The following is an 18534-nucleotide window of genomic DNA, read 5'->3' on the forward strand; positions in this document are numbered from 1 at the left end:
CAACCATGATGCGCGCGCCGATCGAGCCGGCCGACGACGCGCCGCATCTGCTTCTGGTCGACGACGACCGCCGTATTCGCGACCTGCTGTCGCGCTTTCTCTCCGGCGAAGGCTATCGCGTCACGACGGCAATGAGCGCCACCGATGCGCGCGCCAAGCTGCTCGGACTGCATTTCGACCTCCTGATCCTCGACGTGATGATGCCCGGCGAGAACGGTTTCGACCTCGCCCGCTTCATCCGCACCTCCTCGACGGTGCCGATCATCATGCTGACCGCCCGGCATGAGGCGGAAGCCCGCATCGAGGGCTTGCAGATCGGCGCCGATGACTACGTGGCAAAACCGTTCGAGCCGCGCGAGCTGGTGCTGCGCATCGGCAACATCCTCAAGCGCACGGCGCCGCCGCAGGTCGTCACCGTCGAGCAGATCGCGTTCGGCCCCTACATCTTCCACATCGAGCGCAGCGAGCTGCGCCAGGGCGAGGAGATCGTCCATCTCACCGACCGCGAGCGCGAGATGCTGCGCATCCTCGCCAGCGCGCCCGGCGAGACCGTGCCGCGCGCCGCGCTGACCTCCGGCGGCACCGTCAACGAACGCGCGGTCGACGTGCAGATCAACCGGCTACGGCGCAAGATCGAGCACGATCCGGCCAATCCGCTGTTCCTGCAGGCGGTGCGCGGCATCGGCTATCGACTGGTCGCCTCGCCGTAAGATCCAGCCATGAGCACGCTCGATTCCGGCCTGACCCTGATCAAGAACGCCTCGCAGCGCGTCTCGAAGGCGAACGGCTGGATGGGCAACGCGTTCAAGAGCTGGATGCCGACGGGCCTCTACGCCCGCGCGCTGCTGATCATGATCGTGCCGATGGTGATCCTGCAGACCGTTGTGGCGTTCGTGTTCATGGAGCGGCACTGGAACACGGTGACGCGGCGCCTGTCGGCCGCGGTGGTGTCCGACATTGCCGCGCTGATCGACGTCTACAAGATCTATCCGCAGGACAAGGATCGCGCGCAGCTGCGCGGCATCGCCCAGAAGCTGCAGCTGGTGGTCGATTTCCTCCCCGCCGGCGACATGCCGCCGCCGGGGCCGAAGCCGTTCTTCTCGCTGCTCGACCAGACCCTGTCGGTGCAGCTTGGCCGCCAGATCAGCCGCCCGTTCTGGATCGACACTGTCGGCAAGTCCAATTTGGTCGAGATCCGCGTGCAGCTCGACGATTCCGTGATGCGGATCTTCGCCCAGCGCAGCGCGGCCTATGCCTCCAATTCGGAGATCTTCATCTTCTGGATGCTCGGCACCTCGACGATCCTGCTGATCGTCGCCGTACTGTTCCTGCGCAACCAGATCAAGCCGATCCTGCGGCTCGCCGACGCCGCGGAAAGCTTCGGCAAGGGCCGCGAGGCGCCGAATTTCCGGCCGCGCGGTGCGCGCGAGGTGCGGCGCGCGGCGCAGGCCTTCATCGAGATGAAGGCGCGCGTCGAGCGCTCGATCGAGCAGCGCACCGCGATGCTCGCCGGCGTCTCGCACGATCTGCGCACCATCCTGACCCGCTTCAAGCTCGAGCTCGCCTTGATCGGCGAAGGCCCCGAGATCGACGCGATGCGCAAGGACGTCGACGAGATGTCGATGATGCTGGAGGACTACCTCGCGTTTGCACGCGGCGATTCCGGCGAGGTCGCGCAGCCGACCGACATGGCGATGGCGCTGGAGGAATTGCGCAGCGACGCCGAGCGCCACGGCCACACCGCAACCGTCGCGTTCCACGGCCTGCCGATCGTGACGGTGAAGCCGGCCTCGTTCAAGCGCTGCCTCGCCAACCTCGTGTCGAATGCGGCGCGCCATGCCAACACGATCTCGATCACCGGCCAACGCGACCACCGCTACCTCAACATCACGGTCGACGATGACGGCCCCGGTATCCCCGCCAACATGCGCGAGGAAGTGTTCAAGCCGTTCCTGCGGCTCGACGATGCGCGCAACCAGGACGAGGGCGGCAGCGGGCTTGGGCTCGCGATCGCCCGCGACATCGCGCGCTCGCATGGCGGCGACATCCTGCTCAGCGAGAGCCCGATGGGCGGCCTGCGGGCCACGGTGCGGGTGCCGGTGTAGCACAGCGTTTTCGAGCGAAGTTGACGCCGGTTCGCGTGAAGAACGCATCCGAACAACAAGAGCTACCAGCGATAAGACAACGTGCCGATGACCTGCCGTCGTTCGCCGGAATAGCAATAGCCGGACTGGCAGGTCTGGTACTGCGTGTCGAACAGATTGGTCGCGTTCAGGCGCGCGGTGGCGCCGAGAAATCGCCGGTCGAGCTTGCCCAGATCGTAGTCGATCACGGCATCGAACAGCGTCGTCGCCGCATTCTGGAATGTATTCTGGTCGTTGCCGAAGTTGGTCCCGATATAGCGGACGCCGAGGCCAAGCCCGAGCCCCTCGACGGGAACGCCGGACTGGAAGGTGTATTTGCCGAAGGCGGCAAAGGAATTCCGCGGAATGCCCGACAGCTCGTTGCCGGTCGTGTCCGGATTGCCCTGCGTGATCACGACGTTGAGATGGGTGTAGGCCGCGGTGAGATCGAATCCTTGCTTGAGCGCCAGCTTCGCCTCGAGCTCGACGCCCTTGGATTCGACCTGCCCGGTCGCGGCCTGGAACGCCATGTTGTTGGGATCGGTGCGCAGCACATTGTCCTGCGTGATGTCGAACACCGCCGCGGTCAACAGCACCGGAAGCTGCGGCATCTGGTACTTGATGCCGATTTCCTTCTGCTCGCCGGTGGTCGGTTTGAACGGTGTCCCGGATACGTCGACGCCGACCTGCGGTGCGAATGACGTCGCATAGCTGACATAGGGCGCGATGCCGTCGTCGAAGACGTAAGCGAGGCCCGCACGGCCGGTGAAGGCGGCCGCCTTCTGCGTCGACGGCACGCCGTCGAGGCCCGCGGTCGTGGTCTGCGACACCCAGCTCTGGCGACCATTGAGGGTCAGAACGAAGCCGCCGAGCTTGGCCTGCTCCTGCGCATACACCCCGACCTCGTCGGTCGACTGCTTGTTGAAGATCGAGAACGCCGGCGTCGCGATCGCCTGCGCGCCGTAGTTCATCGTCAGGAGATTGAGGTCCGGCGCCGCGCCGTAACCGATCTTGTCGTTGTAGTAGGAATGGCCGTAGTCGACGCCGAACAGCACCGTGTTCTTGACCGCGCCGAGCATGAACTTGGCCTCGGCCTGGTTGTCGAGCGTGACCGTGTTGAAGCTATCCAGGATCCGCCAGGCGGAGCGCGACGCGAGATTGGTGCCATAGTCGATCGAATCGATCTGGGTGTATTTCGCGTCGGTGTCGACCTGATAGAAACGGAAATTCTGCCGCACCGTCCAGACGTCGTCGACATTGTGCTCGAACGCATAGCCGATGCGATACTGCTTCTGATCCATCGCGCTGAACGCCGGATCATTCGAGTAGATGTTGGTCAATTGTCCGTCGGGCGTGCGGAAATTGCCGATGCTGGCGGCGGTTCGGCTGCTTTGGTATTCGCTGAGGATGGTGAAGGACGTATCGGCGTCCGGCCGCCAGGTCAGCGCCGGCGCGATGTAGGTGCGATCGTCGTCGTTGCCGGGATACCAGGTCTTTGCCTCGCGCAGCAAACCCGTCAGCCGGTAGTACAGTTGATCGCTGCCGGGCACCGGGCCGCCGAGATCGAAGCTGCCCTGGTAGCGATCGTAAGTGCCGGCCTGCAGCTGCACCTCGCCGAACGGCGTCAGGGTCGGCCGCTTGGTGGTGACATCCACGATGCCTCCGGGCGAACCGAGACCGTAGAGGCCCGAGGCCGGACCACGCAGGATCGACGCGCTGTCGAGACCGTATGGCTCGATCTTCGGGATCGCGAAGTTGCCGCCGCCCTGGCGCAGGCCGTCGCGATAGATTCCGGTATAGGTCGCATCGAAACCGCGGATGTAGAAACTGTCGAACCTCGGATCGTAGCCGAACGCCGTGGTCGTCACGCCGGGCGTGTAGTTGACGGCGTCCTTGAGGGTCTGAACGTTGCGATCCCGGAGCTCCTTCTGGGTCACGACCGAAAGCGACTGCGGCGTTTCGATCAGCGCAGTGTTGGTCTTGGTGCCGGCGCTGCTGCCGGTTGCGACGTAACCGGTCGTCGTACCGATATTGCCTGCGGTGCCCTGCGAGCGCGGCGCCTGGCTCTGGCCGGGTGTCGCAACACGGCTGCGTCGGCTCGCCGCGACCGCGCGCGAAGACCTGGTGCTCTGACTGGAAGCCGCCGCAGCGCGCTTCTTCGGCGCACCGGGCTGCTCCACTGTCACGGCCGGAAGCACGTTGGCATTGTTTTGTGGAGGACTGGTCTGCGCCTGAGCACTGGCGACGTTCGCACCCGCTGCTCCAAGCATCACCGAACCAAGAAACGCTGCATTGATCGCAGCCGTTGATCCAAGCAAGCCGCGCTTGCTTCGATACCAAATCATTCCCACCGAACAAATCCCCACACGCCCAGACTGATCTCGATCGAGGCGCACCTTCCTCATGCCGCGACATCGATTGCGGCGGACTTCTATCGATGGGGTGCGCGAAATTCCACACGCGCAAAATAGAATTGCTTGAAGCGCACACGATGCGAAACACTGGAACGATTCAAGATGTACGCATTTGAACGATTCAAAACGACACGTTGTCGCAGCGAGCTTGCAGCGAATGCGACGCGCGTCGTCGCTCGAACGCGAAACGCGCAGCCGATCGCTCAATGATGTCGCATCCCGTCGACGTCATCGCGCCAAGGAGCGCACGAACGCGCGGCGGTGAACCGTCATCCTGAGAGAGTGCGATTGTATTCAATGTCGTCCTGCGAAAGCCCATTACCCAAATCGCTTGCTGTCGTGCGACGCTGGGCCACTACGCGCTCTCAATCGAATTCGGTGGTTATGAGCTTTCGCCAGGACGACGGCGTGGGAGGCCGCTCGCTACAAGTTCCCATACCGTCATCCTGAAGGTGCGCGCGGAGCCTGTCATCGGGCCGCGCTCTGCGCGGACCCGGTGGCGCTCCTCAGGGGAGGGATCGGATGGATTGCACACCCCCCTCAGCACAAGATTGCTCCGCAATTCTCGTCGCGAACTGCTAGCAACGAGGGAGATGCGAAGTGCAACAACCACTCGGCATCAGGGGTCGTAGGCGCGCAACCGAATGCGCGGCGCCCTACTTCTGCTTGGGCAGGAGGCTCTTCAGCTTTTCCATGTCCTTGACGTTCATCTTCATGCCGCCGGGCATGATGATGTCACCGGGCTTCTGGTCGGCCTTGCAGGCGCCGAGCCATTTCGCCTCGATGGTCATCGTGGTGTCGCGGGCGCCGGCCGCACCGCCCTCGGCATGCGAGGTGCTCTTCACTGTGTAGGCGGAATTGAAATCGCCGACGATCTCGGCATGGCTCTGCATCGACATGCCGGCGACGCTGCACACGCTGTCGCTGACATAGCCGGTCGCGGTCTTCTGGACGTCCTGCTTGGAGCAGACCTCCTTGGCCATCGGCGAGGCCGCGGCGCTCATCTCCTTGTCGGTGGTCTCGTCGGTGCAGTGCTGCATGGTGATTTCCGGCATCGGCCCGCCAGTGCGCACCATTTTCATCTCCCACAGCCCGGCCTTGCGAATCGGCAGGTCGACGGCACTTGCCGCGCCAGCGGACAGGACGAGGCATACAGCAGAACCAATCAAGGCAAGCTGTCGGGTCATGCGGTCGGCTCCCGGCTGAACGATCGGAGGATTTAAGGGCGCGCTCAGTAGAGCGCGCGTACCGGCCTTTCGGCGGTGCCATACGGCACCCAGCGACAGGCGAAGGAGATGTAGCCGCCCGGGTAGCGCTGCACTGCCAGGAACTTGACCACCTTGCCGTAGGAGGCGCAGTGGTCGACGGCGAGTTGCCGGGCATCGGTCTGGGCCGCCAGCGAATAGGCGATGATACCGCCGGTATCATTGCCCTTGAACGGCGGCACCGGCTGCAGCCAATCGGCTTGCGCCGGACCAACGGCCAGCATCCCGCTAACGGCAACCAGGCACGCGGCCAATTTCGTTCGCATCGCAGACTCCATTTCGCTTGAGGCCCAACATAGAGTGCGCCGGCGACCGTGAAAAGAACGAGCCGGCAGCCGGAAGTGGACTTCTCGACAGGTGTTGCCGCGCTGCACTTGACCTCGCCGGGGCTTCGCGGCACCGTCCGCCGCATCGGATAATCGGGTGGATTCCCATGCGCAACCTGTTCAACTCCCGCAACAAACTAGGCCGCACGCTTGGCCTCGGCGCCGCACTCGTGGCCGGCACGCTGGCTTTCGGGGGCACGGCGCAGGCCGCCAATCCGTTCGAACTGAATTTCTGGCTGTCGGGCCCGCGCTATGACGGCAATGTCGCCCCCTGCGAAAAGGCCCTGGCGACCATCAGCGATCAATTCCACGAGAAGGAAGCCACCTTCTGGAATTCGCCGCTGGTCATCACCGGCTTCAGCCGGATCCACGAAACCGCCTTCCGCCCCTGGCAGTCCGACAATATCCCGCGCCGCTATTGCTCGGGCGATGCGCTGCTGAGCGACGGCAAGGTGCGCAAGGTGCACTATTCGATCATCGAGGACGGCGGCTTTGCCGGCATCGACCAGGGCGTCGAATGGTGTGTCGCCGGGCTCGACCGCAACTGGGCCTACAACCCGTCGTGCAAGGCCGCCCGGCCCTGATAGCCCGACCAGATTGCTGAAACAGAAGCCGCCGCCATCAAAGCCGGCGGCTTTTGTTCTTGAAATGTTCCAAATGCCTGTTAGGCTGCGGGACGATCGCGTGAGGGGGAGCGTTTGATGCCTCGGTTGGACACAATTTCCCGATTCCTGATTTCCGCTGTCGTTGCTCTCTGTGGCGCGGTTGGGGCTTCGGCCCAGGATCGCCGCCAGAACGCGCCCGGCGAATTCGATTTCTATGTGCTGTCGCTGTCATGGTCGCCTTCGTTCTGCGAGGCGGCGAGCGAGCGGGGCAACAATGGCCGCGGGACCCAGGCACAGTGTGGCGGCCGGCCCTACTCCTTCGTGGTGCACGGGCTGTGGCCGCAATATGAACGTGGCTTCCCGGAATACTGCCAGCGGCCCTCGCCGCGGCTGGCCCGCAACATCATGACCTCGATGCTCGACCTGATGCCGGCGCCCGGGCTGATCTACAACGAGTGGGACAAGCACGGCACCTGCTCCGGCCTCGGCGAGCGCGCCTATTTCGAAGCGATCCGCAAGGCCCGCGCCGCGGTGAAGATCCCCGAGGAATTCCTGCAATTGACGGAACCGAAGACGATCGCGCCCGACGAGTTGGAGACGGCCTTCATCAAGGCCAATCCCGGACTCAGCAACTCCGCGATCTCGGTGACCTGCGACAGCCGGCGCCTCAGCGAGGTGCGGATCTGCCTCAGCAAGGATCTGCAATTCCGCTCCTGCGAGGAAATCGATCGCCGCGCCTGCCGCCGCGATCAGGTGCTGATGCCGCCGGTGCGCGGCGGCTGATCCCTCCCCGTCATGGCCGGGCGGAGGCGCGCCGCGCAGCGTCCGCGCTGACTGTTCCGGCCATTCTCGCCCTCGCGAATCCGGCAAGATCAGGCGTCGATGCCCGCGACAAGCCCGGGCATGACGAAGTACAACATGCGCATCCCTCTCGGAGCGCAGCGCGATAACCGCATGAACTACCGCCACGCCTTTCATGCCGGCAACTTTGCCGATGTTATCAAGCACATCGTGCTGGTGCGGATGCTGACCTATCTGCAGGAGAAGCAGGCGCCGTTCCGTGTCATCGACAGCCATGCCGGCGCCGGCCTCTATGACCTGACATCGAGCGAAGCCGAGCGCGGCGGCGAATGGCTCAGCGGCATCGCGCGGTTGATGCAGGCGCGACTCTCCGACAAGGCGCTGCCGTTGATCGCGCCCTATCTCGACATCGTCAGGGCATTCAATCCGCGCGGCGAGTTGAAAGCCTATCCCGGCTCGCCGCTGATCGCGCGGGCGCTGCTGCGCCCTCAGGATCGTCTCACGGCCTGCGAGATCGAACCGACCGCACGCAAGCAACTGATCGACGCGTTGCGGCGTGATGCGCAGGCGCGCGTCGTCGATCTCGACGGCTGGACCGCGTTGCCAGCATTCGTGCCGCCGAACGAGCGGCGTGGCCTGGTGCTGATCGATCCGCCATTCGAAGCGAAGGACGAGTTCGAGCGGCTGGCCCGCGCTTTCACGGAGGCGTTCGCGAAGTGGCCGACCGGTGCATATCTTTTGTGGTACCCCGTAAAAACCCGGAGGGCCACCGACGAGCTCGCGCGCAGCGTGGCTGCTGCTGCAATGAGCAGCCGACCTGCCGGAAAATGCTTGCGTCTGGAATTCAGTGTGGCGCCGCAAGAAGCGGGCGCAGGCCTCGTTTCCACCGGCCTTTTGATAGTGAATCCGCCGTGGACGCTCGCGGGCGAGCTGAAGATCATCCTGCCCGAACTCGAGAAGCCGCTCGGTCAAGGCGGCGCGGCGCGCTTCAAACTAGAGACGCCTAAAGCTTGATCGAAAAGCACCCACTGAAAAGTTCGATTTTGAGCATAGGCAATTTGCGCGGAACCGTATTATGCTCATCCTGTTACGACTGGCTTTACGTTCCGCTTCCGCGAATGGTTGCGGCGGAGTGACAAGGCCGAAATAAAATCCAGGCAGACCGGCGGCGTGACGCCGGCCTGCTCAGGTGGCCAAGCTTCCGACAAGCGAATGTCGGTCAACCGCTACGCGACGTGCGCGTAGCGGTGGAGCAATACGGGGGAGGAGTTTTCCCGATGGCCATGACTGGGACAGTCAAGTTCTTCAACGGAGAGCGTGGCTACGGCTTCATCAAGCCTGATGATGGCGGCCGCGATGTGTTCGTTCACATCACCGCTGTCGAGCGGGCAGGATTGAAGGACCTGACTGAAGGACAACGCATTACGTTCGAGGTTGAGCCGGACAAGAAGGGCAAGGGCCCGAAGGCGGTCAACCTGGTGGTTTCATGATGAGCGCTCGCGGTGCGCGGCTCGTGATGACCACCGACTGAAGCGTTGCGTGTGAGTTGACTGCGGAGCGCGCGGCGCGCGCTCGCTGCATGACCACCCTGCATGATGCGGACGCGACTGGCCGTGCCGCACGCTCAAAGCGTGCGGCCGGCTGGTCGGCTTCGCGAACGGGGCGGCGTGCATGCTGCTGCGCGCAATATGCAGATCGTCGGCACAAAGAAAAACCCGGCCGCGCAGGGCGCAGCCGGGAGTTGATGGTCGACGTCTTCTTGTTCTCAGAAGTGATAGTTGATGCCGGCGCGAACCAGGCTGAAGCTGTAGCCGTTCGACGCGCCGCCGGTGATGGTGAAGTTGCTGTTGGCGAGATCGACATAGAGATACTCGATCTTGGCGCTCCAATGCGGGGCGAAGCCCATTTCGGCGCCGGCGCCGACGGTGAAGCCCGCGTTGGTGTGGGACTCCGTGATGCCGAAGGTCTCGCCGCGCAGTTCGCCGAAGGCGAGACCGCCGGTGGCGTAGAACAGCACGTTGTTGACCGCATAGCCGGCGCGGCCGCGCACCGTGCCGAACCACGGGTTGGAGAACTTCCAGGGCGCGAACCGGTCGTCCGCAGTCGTGCCCTGGATATCGGCCTCGAGACCGAACACCCAGGGAGAGCCGTTCTGGAAATTGTAGCCGGCCTGCACGCCGCCGACGAAGCCGGACGGCTTGGTCGGGTTGTTCTCTACCGAGCCCCAGCCATAGCCGGCATTGCCGCCGAGATAGGGGCCGGCCCAGCTATAGGCATTGAGCGGCTGATAGACGGTGTAGGGCGAACCATAATTGAGGTCGGCCGCCGCCGCCGAGGTCGTCCAGCCTGCGACGATCAGTGCCAGCGCACGCGCAACAAACCGGGTCATGGGTACTCTCCACCACGCAACTGCCGCAGCCCGCAGGCCGGGGCCTGCGTGGTTACGGAATTCCACTTTTTTCGCTAAGGTTTATCGAGAGTTTTGAGTTAAAGGGCTGTTAAGCCCGGTTACCGGCCCGCTCATCAGTCTTAACAATGTGTTACCCGCCAGCTGCTGCCACGGCGCAGGGTTGGTAACCTGCTGCGATCGGGGCTGTTTTCCGATGCCGCCAACGCTGGCGAGCGGTCCCCCAAGCGCTTAGTTTACGGCCCATGGTTCACGATTCTCCCGAGCGCCCGGCGCCGACCTCCAAAGCTGCCGACAAGCCACGGCGCGGTTCAAAGTCCGATCTGCCGCAGGACGACCTGACGCTCGACACCAGCGACGTCGATCCCGAAACCTCCGCCGCCGAGGAGGAGGATGACGCGCGCCTGCCCGAGGCGTCCGAGGACACCGTCGAGGCGGTCGCCGAGGGAACCCTGTCGGTCGGGCACGCCGCGATCGAGAACGCGGTGCGCCTCGCCCCGACTTCGCCCGGCGTCTACCGCATGCTCAATGCCGCCAATGACGTGCTCTACGTCGGCAAGGCGAAGAACGTCAAAAAGCGGCTATCGTCCTATGCGCGCGCCAATGCGCCGTTGCCGGCGCGCATCCTGCGCATGATCGCGGCGACCACCCATGTCGAGATCGTCTCGACCATGACCGAGACCGAGGCGCTGCTGCTCGAAGCCAATCTGATCAAGCAGCTCCGCCCGCGCTTCAATGTGCAGCTGCGCGACGACAAGTCGTTTCCCTATATCCTGATCTCGGGCGACCATTGGGCGCCGCAGATCCTCAAGCATCGCGGCGCGCAGTCCAGGCCCGGCCGCTATTTCGGCCCGTTCGCCAATGCCGGCGCGGTCAATCGCACGATCACGGCACTGCAACGCGCCTTCCTGATCCGCTCCTGCACCGACGGCTTCTTCGAGAGCCGCACCCGGCCCTGCCTGCTCTATCAGATCAAGCGCTGCGCCGGCCCCTGCACGCGCGAGATCGATTTTCCCGGCTATAGCGAGCTGGTGCGCGAAGCGACCGAGTTCCTCTCCGGCCGCAGCCACGCGGTGAAGGAGTTGCTCGCGGCCGAGATGGAGAAGGCCTCCGGCGAGCTCGAGTTCGAGACCGCGGCATTGTACCGTGACCGCCTCGCGGCGCTGTCGGCGATCCAGTCGCAGCAGGGCATCAATCCGCGTACGGTCGAAGAGGCCGACGTGTTCGCGATCCACCAGGAAGGCGGCTATTCCTGCGTCGAGGTGTTCTTCTTCCGCACCGGCCAGAACTGGGGCAACCGCGCCTATTTCCCGAAGGCCGAGAAGAGTTTTACGCCGGAGGAGGTGCTGTCGTCGTTCCTCGCGCAATTCTACGACGACAAGCCGCCGCCGAAGCTGATCCTGCTGTCGCACGAGATCGAGGAGAGCGCGCTGCTCGCCGACGCGCTGTCGGTGAAGGCCGGATCCAAGGTCGAGGTCTCCGTGCCCAAGCGCGGCGAGAAGAAGGAGCTGATCGGCCACGCGCTGACCAATGCGCGCGAGGCGCTCGGCCGCAAGCTCGCCGACACCGCAACCCAGAGCCGGCTGCTGGAGGGCATGGTCACCACGCTCGGCCTGCCGCGCACGCCGAAGCGCATCGAGGTCTACGACAACAGCCACATCCAGGGCACGAACGCAGTCGGCGCGATGATCGTGGCCGGACCCGACGGCTTCATGAAGAACCAGTACCGCAAGTTCAACATCAAGTCCGAGGGCCTGACGCCCGGCGACGATTACGGGATGATGCGCGAGGTGCTGGAGCGCCGCTTCAAGCGGCTCGTGAAGCCGCCGGAGGGCGATGCCGCCAAGGACGCTGCCAAGGCCAGGGAAAGCGACAAGACGGACGACGACTCGTTCCCGCAATGGCCCGACCTCGTGATCATCGATGGCGGCCGCGGCCAGCTCAACGCGGTCCGGGAGATCTTCGAGACCCTCGGGCTGACCCAGGTCTCGCTGATGGCGGTGGCCAAGGGACCGGAGCGCGATGCCGGTCGCGAAACCCTGTTCATGCCGGACCGAGAGGCCATCAAGCTGGAGCCGCGCGATCCGGTGCTGTATTTCATCCAGCGGCTGCGCGATGAGGCCCATCGCTTCGTGATCGGCTCGCACCGCAAGCTGCGCAAGAAGGACATCCGCGAGGCCGGCTTGCAGGAGATCCCGGGCATCGGCCCGTCGCGCAAACGTGCCTTGCTGCACCACTTCGGAACGCTCAAGGAGATCGAGCGGGCCTCGATCGCCGACCTCGGCAAGGTTCCCGGCGTCAGCGCCGAGAGCGCCCGCAAGATTTTCGAGTTTTTCCACGCCCAGCCGGGTTAAACCAAAGGCGAGTCATCAGGGCGTCGCCTGCGACGGGGCATCTAGGGCATGATGCGGCAAAGCGTGCGGCAATGTTACGAAAAGATCATGCTTAAACAACGAGCTAAGGCGCCATGATGATTCCGCGTAATCTCGCCGCGCTTTGGCGCCCGCACGGTTGACCTTCTCGCTTCAGCGGTATTGGTAGAACGGATGAACATCGCCACGACCCGGGGACAGACCAAGACCCTGTCCCTCCCGAATATCCTGACCTACGCCCGGATCGCCGCCATTCCGGTGGTGATTGGCTGCGTCTATTGGCAGTCGATCCTGGACGGCCCGTTGTGGCTGCGCTGGGTGGCGCTGGCCGTGTTCATTGCGGCGGGGATCACCGACTATCTCGACGGCTATTACGCCCGGATGTGGGACCAGCAGTCCGCATTCGGCCGGATGCTCGACCCGATCGCCGACAAGCTCTTGGTCGCCTCCAGCCTCTTGATGCTGGCCGCCGACAATTCGATCCATGGCTGGACGCTGTGGGCCGCGATCGTGATCCTGTGCCGCGAGATCCTGGTCTCGGGCCTGCGCGAATATCTCGCGGGGCTCCGCGTCAGCGTGCCCGTCACCAAGCTTGCGAAATGGAAGACGACGATCCAGCTCGTGGCGATCGGCTTTTTGATCGCCGGCGAGGCGGGCGAGCAGGTGTTCCCGGCCACCACGTTGATCGGCATCGTGCTGCTGTGGATGTCGGCGATCTTCACGATCTACACCGGCTGGGATTACTTCCGCGCCGGCATCCACCACCTCATCAAGGAGGATGAGGGATGAAGCTGAAATATTTCGCCTGGGTGCGTGAACGGATCGGCAAGGCCGAGGAGATCGTCGAGCCGCCGGCCGAGGTGCGCACCATCGGCGAGCTGATCGGCTGGCTTGCTGCGCGCGACGACGCCTACGCCTACGCGTTCGAGAAGCCTACGGTGATCCGCGCTGCAATCGACCATGCCCACGTCAAGGCGGATGCGGCGATCTCCGGCGCGCGCGAGATCGCGTTCTTCCCGCCGATGACCGGCGGTTAAATCTTCCAATGACTGTCACAGCGACCATTCGCATCCAGCAAGCCGACTTCGACGTCGCACAGGAGATTGCGGCCTTGAGCAAGGGCCGCACCGATGTCGGCGCGGTGGTCAGCTTCAGCGGCATCTGCCGCGGCAGCGAACAGGGTGAGCCGATCGCGGCACTGACGCTCGAGCACTATCCAGGCATGGCGGAAGCCGAGATCGCGCGCCATGCCGACGAGGCACTGGCGCGCTGGCCGTTGCAGGGCCTCACCGTCGTCCATCGCTTCGGCCGCATCGCGCCGGGCGAGAACATCGTGCTGGTCGTGACCGCCTCGGCGCACCGGCAGGCCGCGTTCGAGGCAGCCGAGTTCCTGATGGACTATCTGAAGACCAACGCGCCGTTCTGGAAGCGCGAGGAAAGCGCGCGCGGCGCCAGCTGGATCGAAGCGCGCGACCATGACGACGCGGCCGCCGCGCGCTGGACCAAATCCTGATGGCCAAGCGCAGCAAAGCGCCGGCCAGGCGCAGCCCAGCCGCGCCCAAACCTCCGAAGGTCGGCGCCGGCGAGCTTCATACCCTGTTCGATTTCCTGCGCTACGCGGTGAGCCGCTTCAACGCCGCCAAGCTCGTATTCGCGCACGGCACCACCGATCCGGTCGCCGAAGCCGCGTTCCTGATCTGCGAGACGCTGCATCTGCATCCCGACCAGTTCGAGAATTTTGCCACCGCGCGCGTCACCCTCGCTGAAGGCAAGCAGATTCTCGACCTGATCGAGCGGCGGATCACAACGCGGAAGCCGGCCGCCTATCTCGTCAACAAGGTCTATATGCGGGGCCTGCCGTTCTATGTCGACGAGCGCACCATCGTGCCGCGCTCCTTCATCGGCGAATTGCTGGACTCGCATTTCGGCGGCGACGAGGACGGCACCTCGCTGATCGGCGATCCCGCCGACGTCGACAGCGTGCTCGACCTCTGCACCGGCTCCGGCTGCCTTGCGATCCTGGCCGCTCGGCATTTTCCCAATGCCGCGGTCGACGCCGTGGATATTTCAAAGGATGCGCTCGAAGTCGCCGCGCGCAACGTCGCCGATCACGGCCTCGACGATCGCCTGACGCTCTACCGCGGCGACCTGTTCAAGCCGCTCGGCGCCAAGCGCTACGACCTGATCATTTCGAACCCACCCTATGTCGATGCCGACGGCATGGCGGCGCTGCCGCGCGAATGCCGCGCCGAGCCGAAGATCGCATTCGACGGCGGCGCCGACGGGCTCGATATCGTCCGCCGCCTGCTCGATCAGGCCAGGCAACACCTCACGCCGCAGGGCGGTCTGCTCTGCGAGATCGGCCGCGGCCGCGACAATCTCGAGGCCGCCTACCCCAATTTGCCGCTGCTCTGGCTCGACACCGAGGACTCCGAGGGCGAGGTGTTCTGGATCGCCGCCGCCGACCTCTGACCGCTGACTCCGTTGATCGACGGAGCCCGATCTGGGTGGGGCGAAAATCGTGTGCAGTTCCAGCCGGTTCCGAAGATCGCTCGCCCGTCGAATCAACAATGGTGCTAAGGTCGCGCTCCGGGGACGTTCGGAGAGAGGGCGCGGGCGCGCGACATGATTCGCATTTCGACGATCTTCATCGCCATCTGCATGGTGCTGGTCGCAGCCTCGCTCGGCTTCGTGCTGTATTCGGTGGCGGGCATCAGCGGATCGGAATCGGCGATCGTGGCGCTCACCGCCCTCACCTGCCTGATCCTCTACAATGCAGTCTCGATGCGGTTGCGAGACCGCAGCGATGTCGGCGGCCAGATCGCGGATCTGTCGCGCGGCACCGCCGACCTCGCCCGCCAGGTCGCCGAATTCGGCCGCCGGCTGGCCGCGGTCGAAGGCCGGGTCGCCTCGGCCAACTCCACCGGCGCCGACCGGATGCAGGGCATGGCCGGCGAGATCAGCGAACTCGGCGGCCTGGTGCGGCAGCTCGCGGCATCCGTCGCCCATCATGAGGATCTCCTGGCGGCAGGCCCGGCAGTGCAGCCGGTCGCCGCGCCGCGCGACGATCTGCTGCAACCGGCCGCGCCGGCTCCGACCGCGGTGTTTGCGCCGGCACCGCCCCCCGCGCCTGCGCCGGCGATCTCGCGCACCCAGAGCCAGCTGGTCGGCGCGATCAAGCAGGCGATCGACGCCAACCGCCTCGACATCTACCTGCAGCCGATGGTGACGCTGCCGCAGCGCAAGGTGCGCTATTACGAGGCAGTGACGCGGCTGCGCGACGAGCGCGACCAGGTGCTTGCGGCCGACGATTTCATCGAGGCCGCCGAGGCTGCCGGCCTGATCGGCCGTATCGACCACATGGTGATGCTCCGCTGCGTCCAGGTGCTGCGCCGCCTGATGATCCGCAGCAAGGATGTCGGCGTGTTCTGCAACGTCTCGGCGTCGACGCTCGCGAGCCCGGCGCACTTCAGCCAATGCCTCGACTTCCTCGAAGCCAACCGCGCGCTGGCGCCGTCCTTCGTGCTCGAGTTCAAGCAGGCGACCTTCCGCCATCTCGGTCCGGTCGAAAGCGAGAACCTCGCGGCGCTGGCGCAGCGCGGCTTCCGCTTCTCGATCGACCATGTCAGCGACCTCCGCCTCGAGCCGCGCGAGCTCGCCGACCGCGGCGTCCGCTTCATCAAGGTGCCGGCGACGCTGCTGCTCGACGCCGACCGGGGCGCGACGTCGGATATCCATCCGTCCGACCTTTCCGACCTGCTCGGCCGCTACGGCATCGACCTGATCGCGGAACGGATCGAGGGCGAGCGTTCGGTGGTCGATCTGCTCGACTACGATGTCCGGTTCGGCCAGGGCTTCCTGTTCGCGCCGCCGCGGCCGTTGCGGCCGGAGGGGGCATCTGCTACCGCCGAGGCTCCGCAGGCCAACCCCCAGGACCTTAATGGCGCCAGCACATCCGCATCCGTCTCCAGCCCCGCAGCGCCGCCGCGCGCAACCGGCAGCGCCGCACTGGCGCGCCGCGCGCTCGGCCCGAATTAGAGCGTTTTCGAGCGAAGTGGGCGCCGGTTCGCGTAAAGAAAACACGTCAAAGCAAGAGTCGCGAGCGCCGTTCCGATTTGATCGGAACGGCGGCTCGAGCCGGCGGATCGCGTCATGAATTCACTGCGTTTCGTGGAGCGGCTGCGCGACCTCACTGGCGACGTCGACGTCGTGCTGTCGGACATCTGGGGCGTCGTGCACAACGGTCTCGAATCCTTTCCCGAGGCCTGCGAGGCCCTGCACACCTTCCGCAAGCAGGGCGGCACCGTCATCCTGATCACCAACGCGCCGCGCCCGGCCGATTCCGTGCAGCGCCAGCTGCGCAAGCTCGGCGTCGCGGACGAGACCTATGACGCGATCGTCTCCTCGGGCGACCTGACGCGGCATTTCGTGGCTGACCATCCCGGCCAGAAGATCTTCTGGATCGGTCCGGAGCGCGACAGCTCGATCCATCGCGGCCTCGACGCCACCATGGTGCCGCTCGAGCAGGCCGACTACATCATCTGCACCGGCCTGTTCGACGACGAGACCGAGTCCGCCGAGGACTATCGCGACACGCTGATGAAGGCGCTCGCGCGCAAGCTGACGTTGGTCTGCGCCAATCCTGATATCGTGGTCGAGCGCGGCGACCGGCTGATCTACTGTGCCGGCGCGGTCGCCGAACTCTATCGCGAGCTCGGCGGCGAGGTGATCTTCTACGGCAAGCCGCACCGGCCGATCTACGAGCGCGCCATGGCGCTGGCCACCGAGCACCGCGGCCATCCGACCGAACTCGGCCGCGTGCTGGCGATCGGCGATTCCGTGCGCACCGACCTCACCGGCGCCCACAACTTCGGCATCGACCTTCTGTTCGTCACCCGCGGCATCCATTCCGAACAGTTCGAGGGTATCGAGCAGCTCGATGCGGCCTCGATCAAGGAATTGTTCGGCCATCCGCCGCGGGCGCTGATGCGCGAACTGAAGTGGTAACGGCGAACTCTCTGCGCTCCCTCTCCCCGTTCTTCACGGGGTCGAGACGAGCGAAGCTCGCTCTTAGAGGGTTGGGGTGAACCTAGGGTCTCCTCCGCTGCCGGTCATGTCATTTGTCGTAACGGCAAAAAACATGCGAACGAAGGATTCGGAAGCTTAGTCTAGCCCCGCCATTGATTTGGCAGCGAACTCGGTGATTGCCTTCCGTCTTTTTGGCAGATTGGCTTTCTGCCTGCGCCGTCCCATCCATTTTCCAAAGCGCTCTCGCCGCCGGCCTTTCCCTGCTCCTCAGCGGTATGAGCGCACTCAGGAACGTCGCCGGTATCGATATCGATGAGCCGCTTGGGCTCTCTAGGCGCTTAGCAGGCACTTCTTACGCTTCGGACCCTTCTTGGGCTTCCTTATGCCGTACTCAACTTCGGCGTCCTTGGCATGGCTCGTTGCCTGCTTAGGCGAGCCAGCGAAGGCGACCAAATGGCGGCGGCTGTCCTACTTTACGAAAATCTCGTAGCCTGTGCGGGTTTTGGTGATCACTCGGGGTTTTGTCGTGCCGGCAACATGCGGTGTTGTCAGTCAACGTTCCAGTGCGAAGCCGGCGACCCCCAAAGGCGCAAAATGCCCGGGACGAGCCCGGGCATGACGTAAATTTCAGTTGATGCGACGATGGACGCGCGTCTTACGCCGTCGCCATATCGGGGAAGACCGCCTCGATCTTGGTCTTCAGCGTGGCGGCGTTGAACGGCTTGACGATGTAGTTGTTCACGCCGGCCTTCTTGGCCGCGATCACGTTCTCGGTCTTGGATTCCGCCGTGATCATGATGAAGGGCGTGGTCGCGAGATTGGGATCGGCGCGGACTTCCTTGAGCAGATCGTAGCCGGTCATCGGCTCCATATTCCAGTCGGAAATCACCAGGCCATACTTCTTGCTGCGCATCTTGTTGAGTGCCGCGGAGCCGTCGGAGGCGTCGTCGATGTTCTCGAATCCAAGCTGCTTGAGAAGATTCCGGATGATGCGGATCATGGTGCTGTAATCATCAACCACCAGAACCGGCATGGACAAATCAACCGCCATCTTTTCCCCCAAAACACTGACGCAACTTGGCTTCTGCACGAACGCAGCTTTCCGCCAACGACTAACAGCAGGCGTTAAACAGCGCGTTAACCGGCTGAACCCGGATTGTTACGGATTTGACGCGATTTTCGCTAAGCTTGAC

18 protein-coding genes are annotated in these 18534 nt (G+C 64.4%); 13 read left to right on the forward strand and 5 right to left on the reverse strand.

Annotated features, from left to right (window positions below; translation table 11 throughout):
- Nucleotides 1-5: 5 nt before the first annotated feature.
- Nucleotides 6-710, forward strand: a complete 705-nt coding sequence (locus ACVINW_RS04165; RefSeq protein ID WP_456756291.1) for a response regulator transcription factor — start codon at nucleotides 6-8, stop codon at nucleotides 708-710.
- 9 nt (nucleotides 711-719) lie between these two features.
- Nucleotides 720-2105: an ATP-binding protein gene (locus ACVINW_RS04170; RefSeq protein ID WP_456750135.1), complete on the forward strand. Its 1386-nt coding sequence runs from the start codon at nucleotides 720-722 to the stop codon at nucleotides 2103-2105.
- 62 nt (nucleotides 2106-2167) lie between these two features.
- On the opposite strand, the gene ACVINW_RS04175 is transcribed toward ACVINW_RS04170, so the two are convergent.
- The 3 genes from ACVINW_RS04175 to ACVINW_RS04185 all read right to left on the reverse strand — a co-directional run bounded on the left by ACVINW_RS04175 (nucleotide 2168) and on the right by ACVINW_RS04185 (nucleotide 6068).
- The gene (locus ACVINW_RS04175; protein ID WP_456756292.1) at nucleotides 2168-4468 is read right to left on the reverse strand and encodes a TonB-dependent siderophore receptor; all 2301 of its coding nucleotides are present in this window, start codon (nucleotides 4466-4468) and stop codon (nucleotides 2168-2170) included.
- Between the two features lie 725 nt (nucleotides 4469-5193).
- Complete coding sequence (locus ACVINW_RS04180) at nucleotides 5194-5724, reverse strand: DUF3617 domain-containing protein (protein WP_456750136.1); 531 nt, start codon at nucleotides 5722-5724, stop codon at nucleotides 5194-5196.
- 44 nt (nucleotides 5725-5768) lie between these two features.
- Nucleotides 5769-6068 (reverse strand): hypothetical protein, encoded by a 300-nt coding sequence (locus tag ACVINW_RS04185; RefSeq protein ID WP_456750137.1) that lies wholly within the window; start codon nucleotides 6066-6068, stop codon nucleotides 5769-5771.
- A 167-nt stretch (nucleotides 6069-6235) separates the two neighbouring features.
- On the opposite strand from ACVINW_RS04185, the gene ACVINW_RS04190 reads away from it, so the two are divergent.
- The 4 genes from ACVINW_RS04190 to ACVINW_RS04205 all read left to right on the forward strand — a co-directional run bounded on the left by ACVINW_RS04190 (nucleotide 6236) and on the right by ACVINW_RS04205 (nucleotide 9024).
- A complete protein-coding gene (locus tag ACVINW_RS04190; RefSeq protein WP_456750138.1) occupies nucleotides 6236-6712 on the forward strand; it encodes a hypothetical protein in 477 nt (158 codons plus the stop codon).
- 117 nt (nucleotides 6713-6829) lie between these two features.
- A complete protein-coding gene (locus ACVINW_RS04195; RefSeq protein ID WP_456750139.1) occupies nucleotides 6830-7516 on the forward strand; it encodes a ribonuclease T2 family protein in 687 nt (228 codons plus the stop codon).
- 171 nt (nucleotides 7517-7687) lie between these two features.
- Nucleotides 7688-8548, forward strand: a complete 861-nt coding sequence (locus tag ACVINW_RS04200; RefSeq protein ID WP_456756293.1) for a 23S rRNA (adenine(2030)-N(6))-methyltransferase RlmJ — start codon at nucleotides 7688-7690, stop codon at nucleotides 8546-8548.
- Nucleotides 8549-8811: 263 nt separating this feature from the next.
- Nucleotides 8812-9024, forward strand: a complete 213-nt coding sequence (locus tag ACVINW_RS04205; protein ID WP_016844477.1) for a cold-shock protein — start codon at nucleotides 8812-8814, stop codon at nucleotides 9022-9024.
- 275 nt (nucleotides 9025-9299) lie between these two features.
- Here ACVINW_RS04205 and ACVINW_RS04210 read toward each other — a convergent pair whose 3' ends face one another.
- The gene (locus ACVINW_RS04210) at nucleotides 9300-9923 is read right to left on the reverse strand and encodes an outer membrane protein (RefSeq protein ID WP_456750140.1); all 624 of its coding nucleotides are present in this window, start codon (nucleotides 9921-9923) and stop codon (nucleotides 9300-9302) included.
- A gap of 263 nt (nucleotides 9924-10186) precedes the next feature.
- On the opposite strand from ACVINW_RS04210, the gene uvrC reads away from it, so the two are divergent.
- The 7 genes from uvrC to ACVINW_RS04245 all read left to right on the forward strand — a co-directional run bounded on the left by uvrC (nucleotide 10187) and on the right by ACVINW_RS04245 (nucleotide 17320).
- Nucleotides 10187-12295 carry an excinuclease ABC subunit UvrC gene (uvrC, locus tag ACVINW_RS04215; RefSeq protein WP_456750141.1) on the forward strand — a complete coding sequence of 703 codons (2109 nt, stop codon included), beginning with the start codon at nucleotides 10187-10189 and terminating at the stop codon, nucleotides 12293-12295.
- 192 nt (nucleotides 12296-12487) lie between these two features.
- Nucleotides 12488-13102 carry a CDP-diacylglycerol--glycerol-3-phosphate 3-phosphatidyltransferase gene (pgsA, locus tag ACVINW_RS04220; protein WP_194458636.1) on the forward strand — a complete coding sequence of 205 codons (615 nt, stop codon included), beginning with the start codon at nucleotides 12488-12490 and terminating at the stop codon, nucleotides 13100-13102.
- On the forward strand, nucleotides 13099-13350 hold the full coding sequence (gene moaD, locus ACVINW_RS04225) for a molybdopterin converting factor subunit 1 (RefSeq protein WP_456750142.1): 252 nt from the start codon (nucleotides 13099-13101) through the stop codon (nucleotides 13348-13350). The genes pgsA and moaD overlap by 4 nt, the downstream gene beginning before the upstream one ends.
- A gap of 8 nt (nucleotides 13351-13358) precedes the next feature.
- On the forward strand, nucleotides 13359-13826 hold the full coding sequence (locus ACVINW_RS04230) for a molybdenum cofactor biosynthesis protein MoaE (RefSeq protein ID WP_456750143.1): 468 nt from the start codon (nucleotides 13359-13361) through the stop codon (nucleotides 13824-13826).
- Complete coding sequence (gene prmB / locus ACVINW_RS04235; RefSeq protein ID WP_456750144.1) at nucleotides 13826-14785, forward strand: 50S ribosomal protein L3 N(5)-glutamine methyltransferase; 960 nt, start codon at nucleotides 13826-13828, stop codon at nucleotides 14783-14785. Before ACVINW_RS04230 ends, prmB begins: the two co-directional genes overlap by 1 nt.
- A 153-nt stretch (nucleotides 14786-14938) precedes the next feature.
- Nucleotides 14939-16351 (forward strand): EAL domain-containing protein, encoded by a 1413-nt coding sequence (locus ACVINW_RS04240; RefSeq protein ID WP_456750145.1) that lies wholly within the window; start codon nucleotides 14939-14941, stop codon nucleotides 16349-16351.
- Nucleotides 16352-16465: 114 nt separating this feature from the next.
- Nucleotides 16466-17320 carry a TIGR01459 family HAD-type hydrolase gene (locus tag ACVINW_RS04245; RefSeq protein WP_456750146.1) on the forward strand — a complete coding sequence of 285 codons (855 nt, stop codon included), beginning with the start codon at nucleotides 16466-16468 and terminating at the stop codon, nucleotides 17318-17320.
- Between the two features lie 676 nt (nucleotides 17321-17996).
- Here the strand turns inward: ACVINW_RS04245 and ACVINW_RS04250 are convergent.
- The gene (locus tag ACVINW_RS04250; RefSeq protein ID WP_050402761.1) at nucleotides 17997-18392 is read right to left on the reverse strand and encodes a response regulator; all 396 of its coding nucleotides are present in this window, start codon (nucleotides 18390-18392) and stop codon (nucleotides 17997-17999) included.
- Nucleotides 18393-18534 lie beyond the last annotated feature (142 nt).

Source organism: Bradyrhizobium sp. USDA 4461, assembly GCF_054055655.1.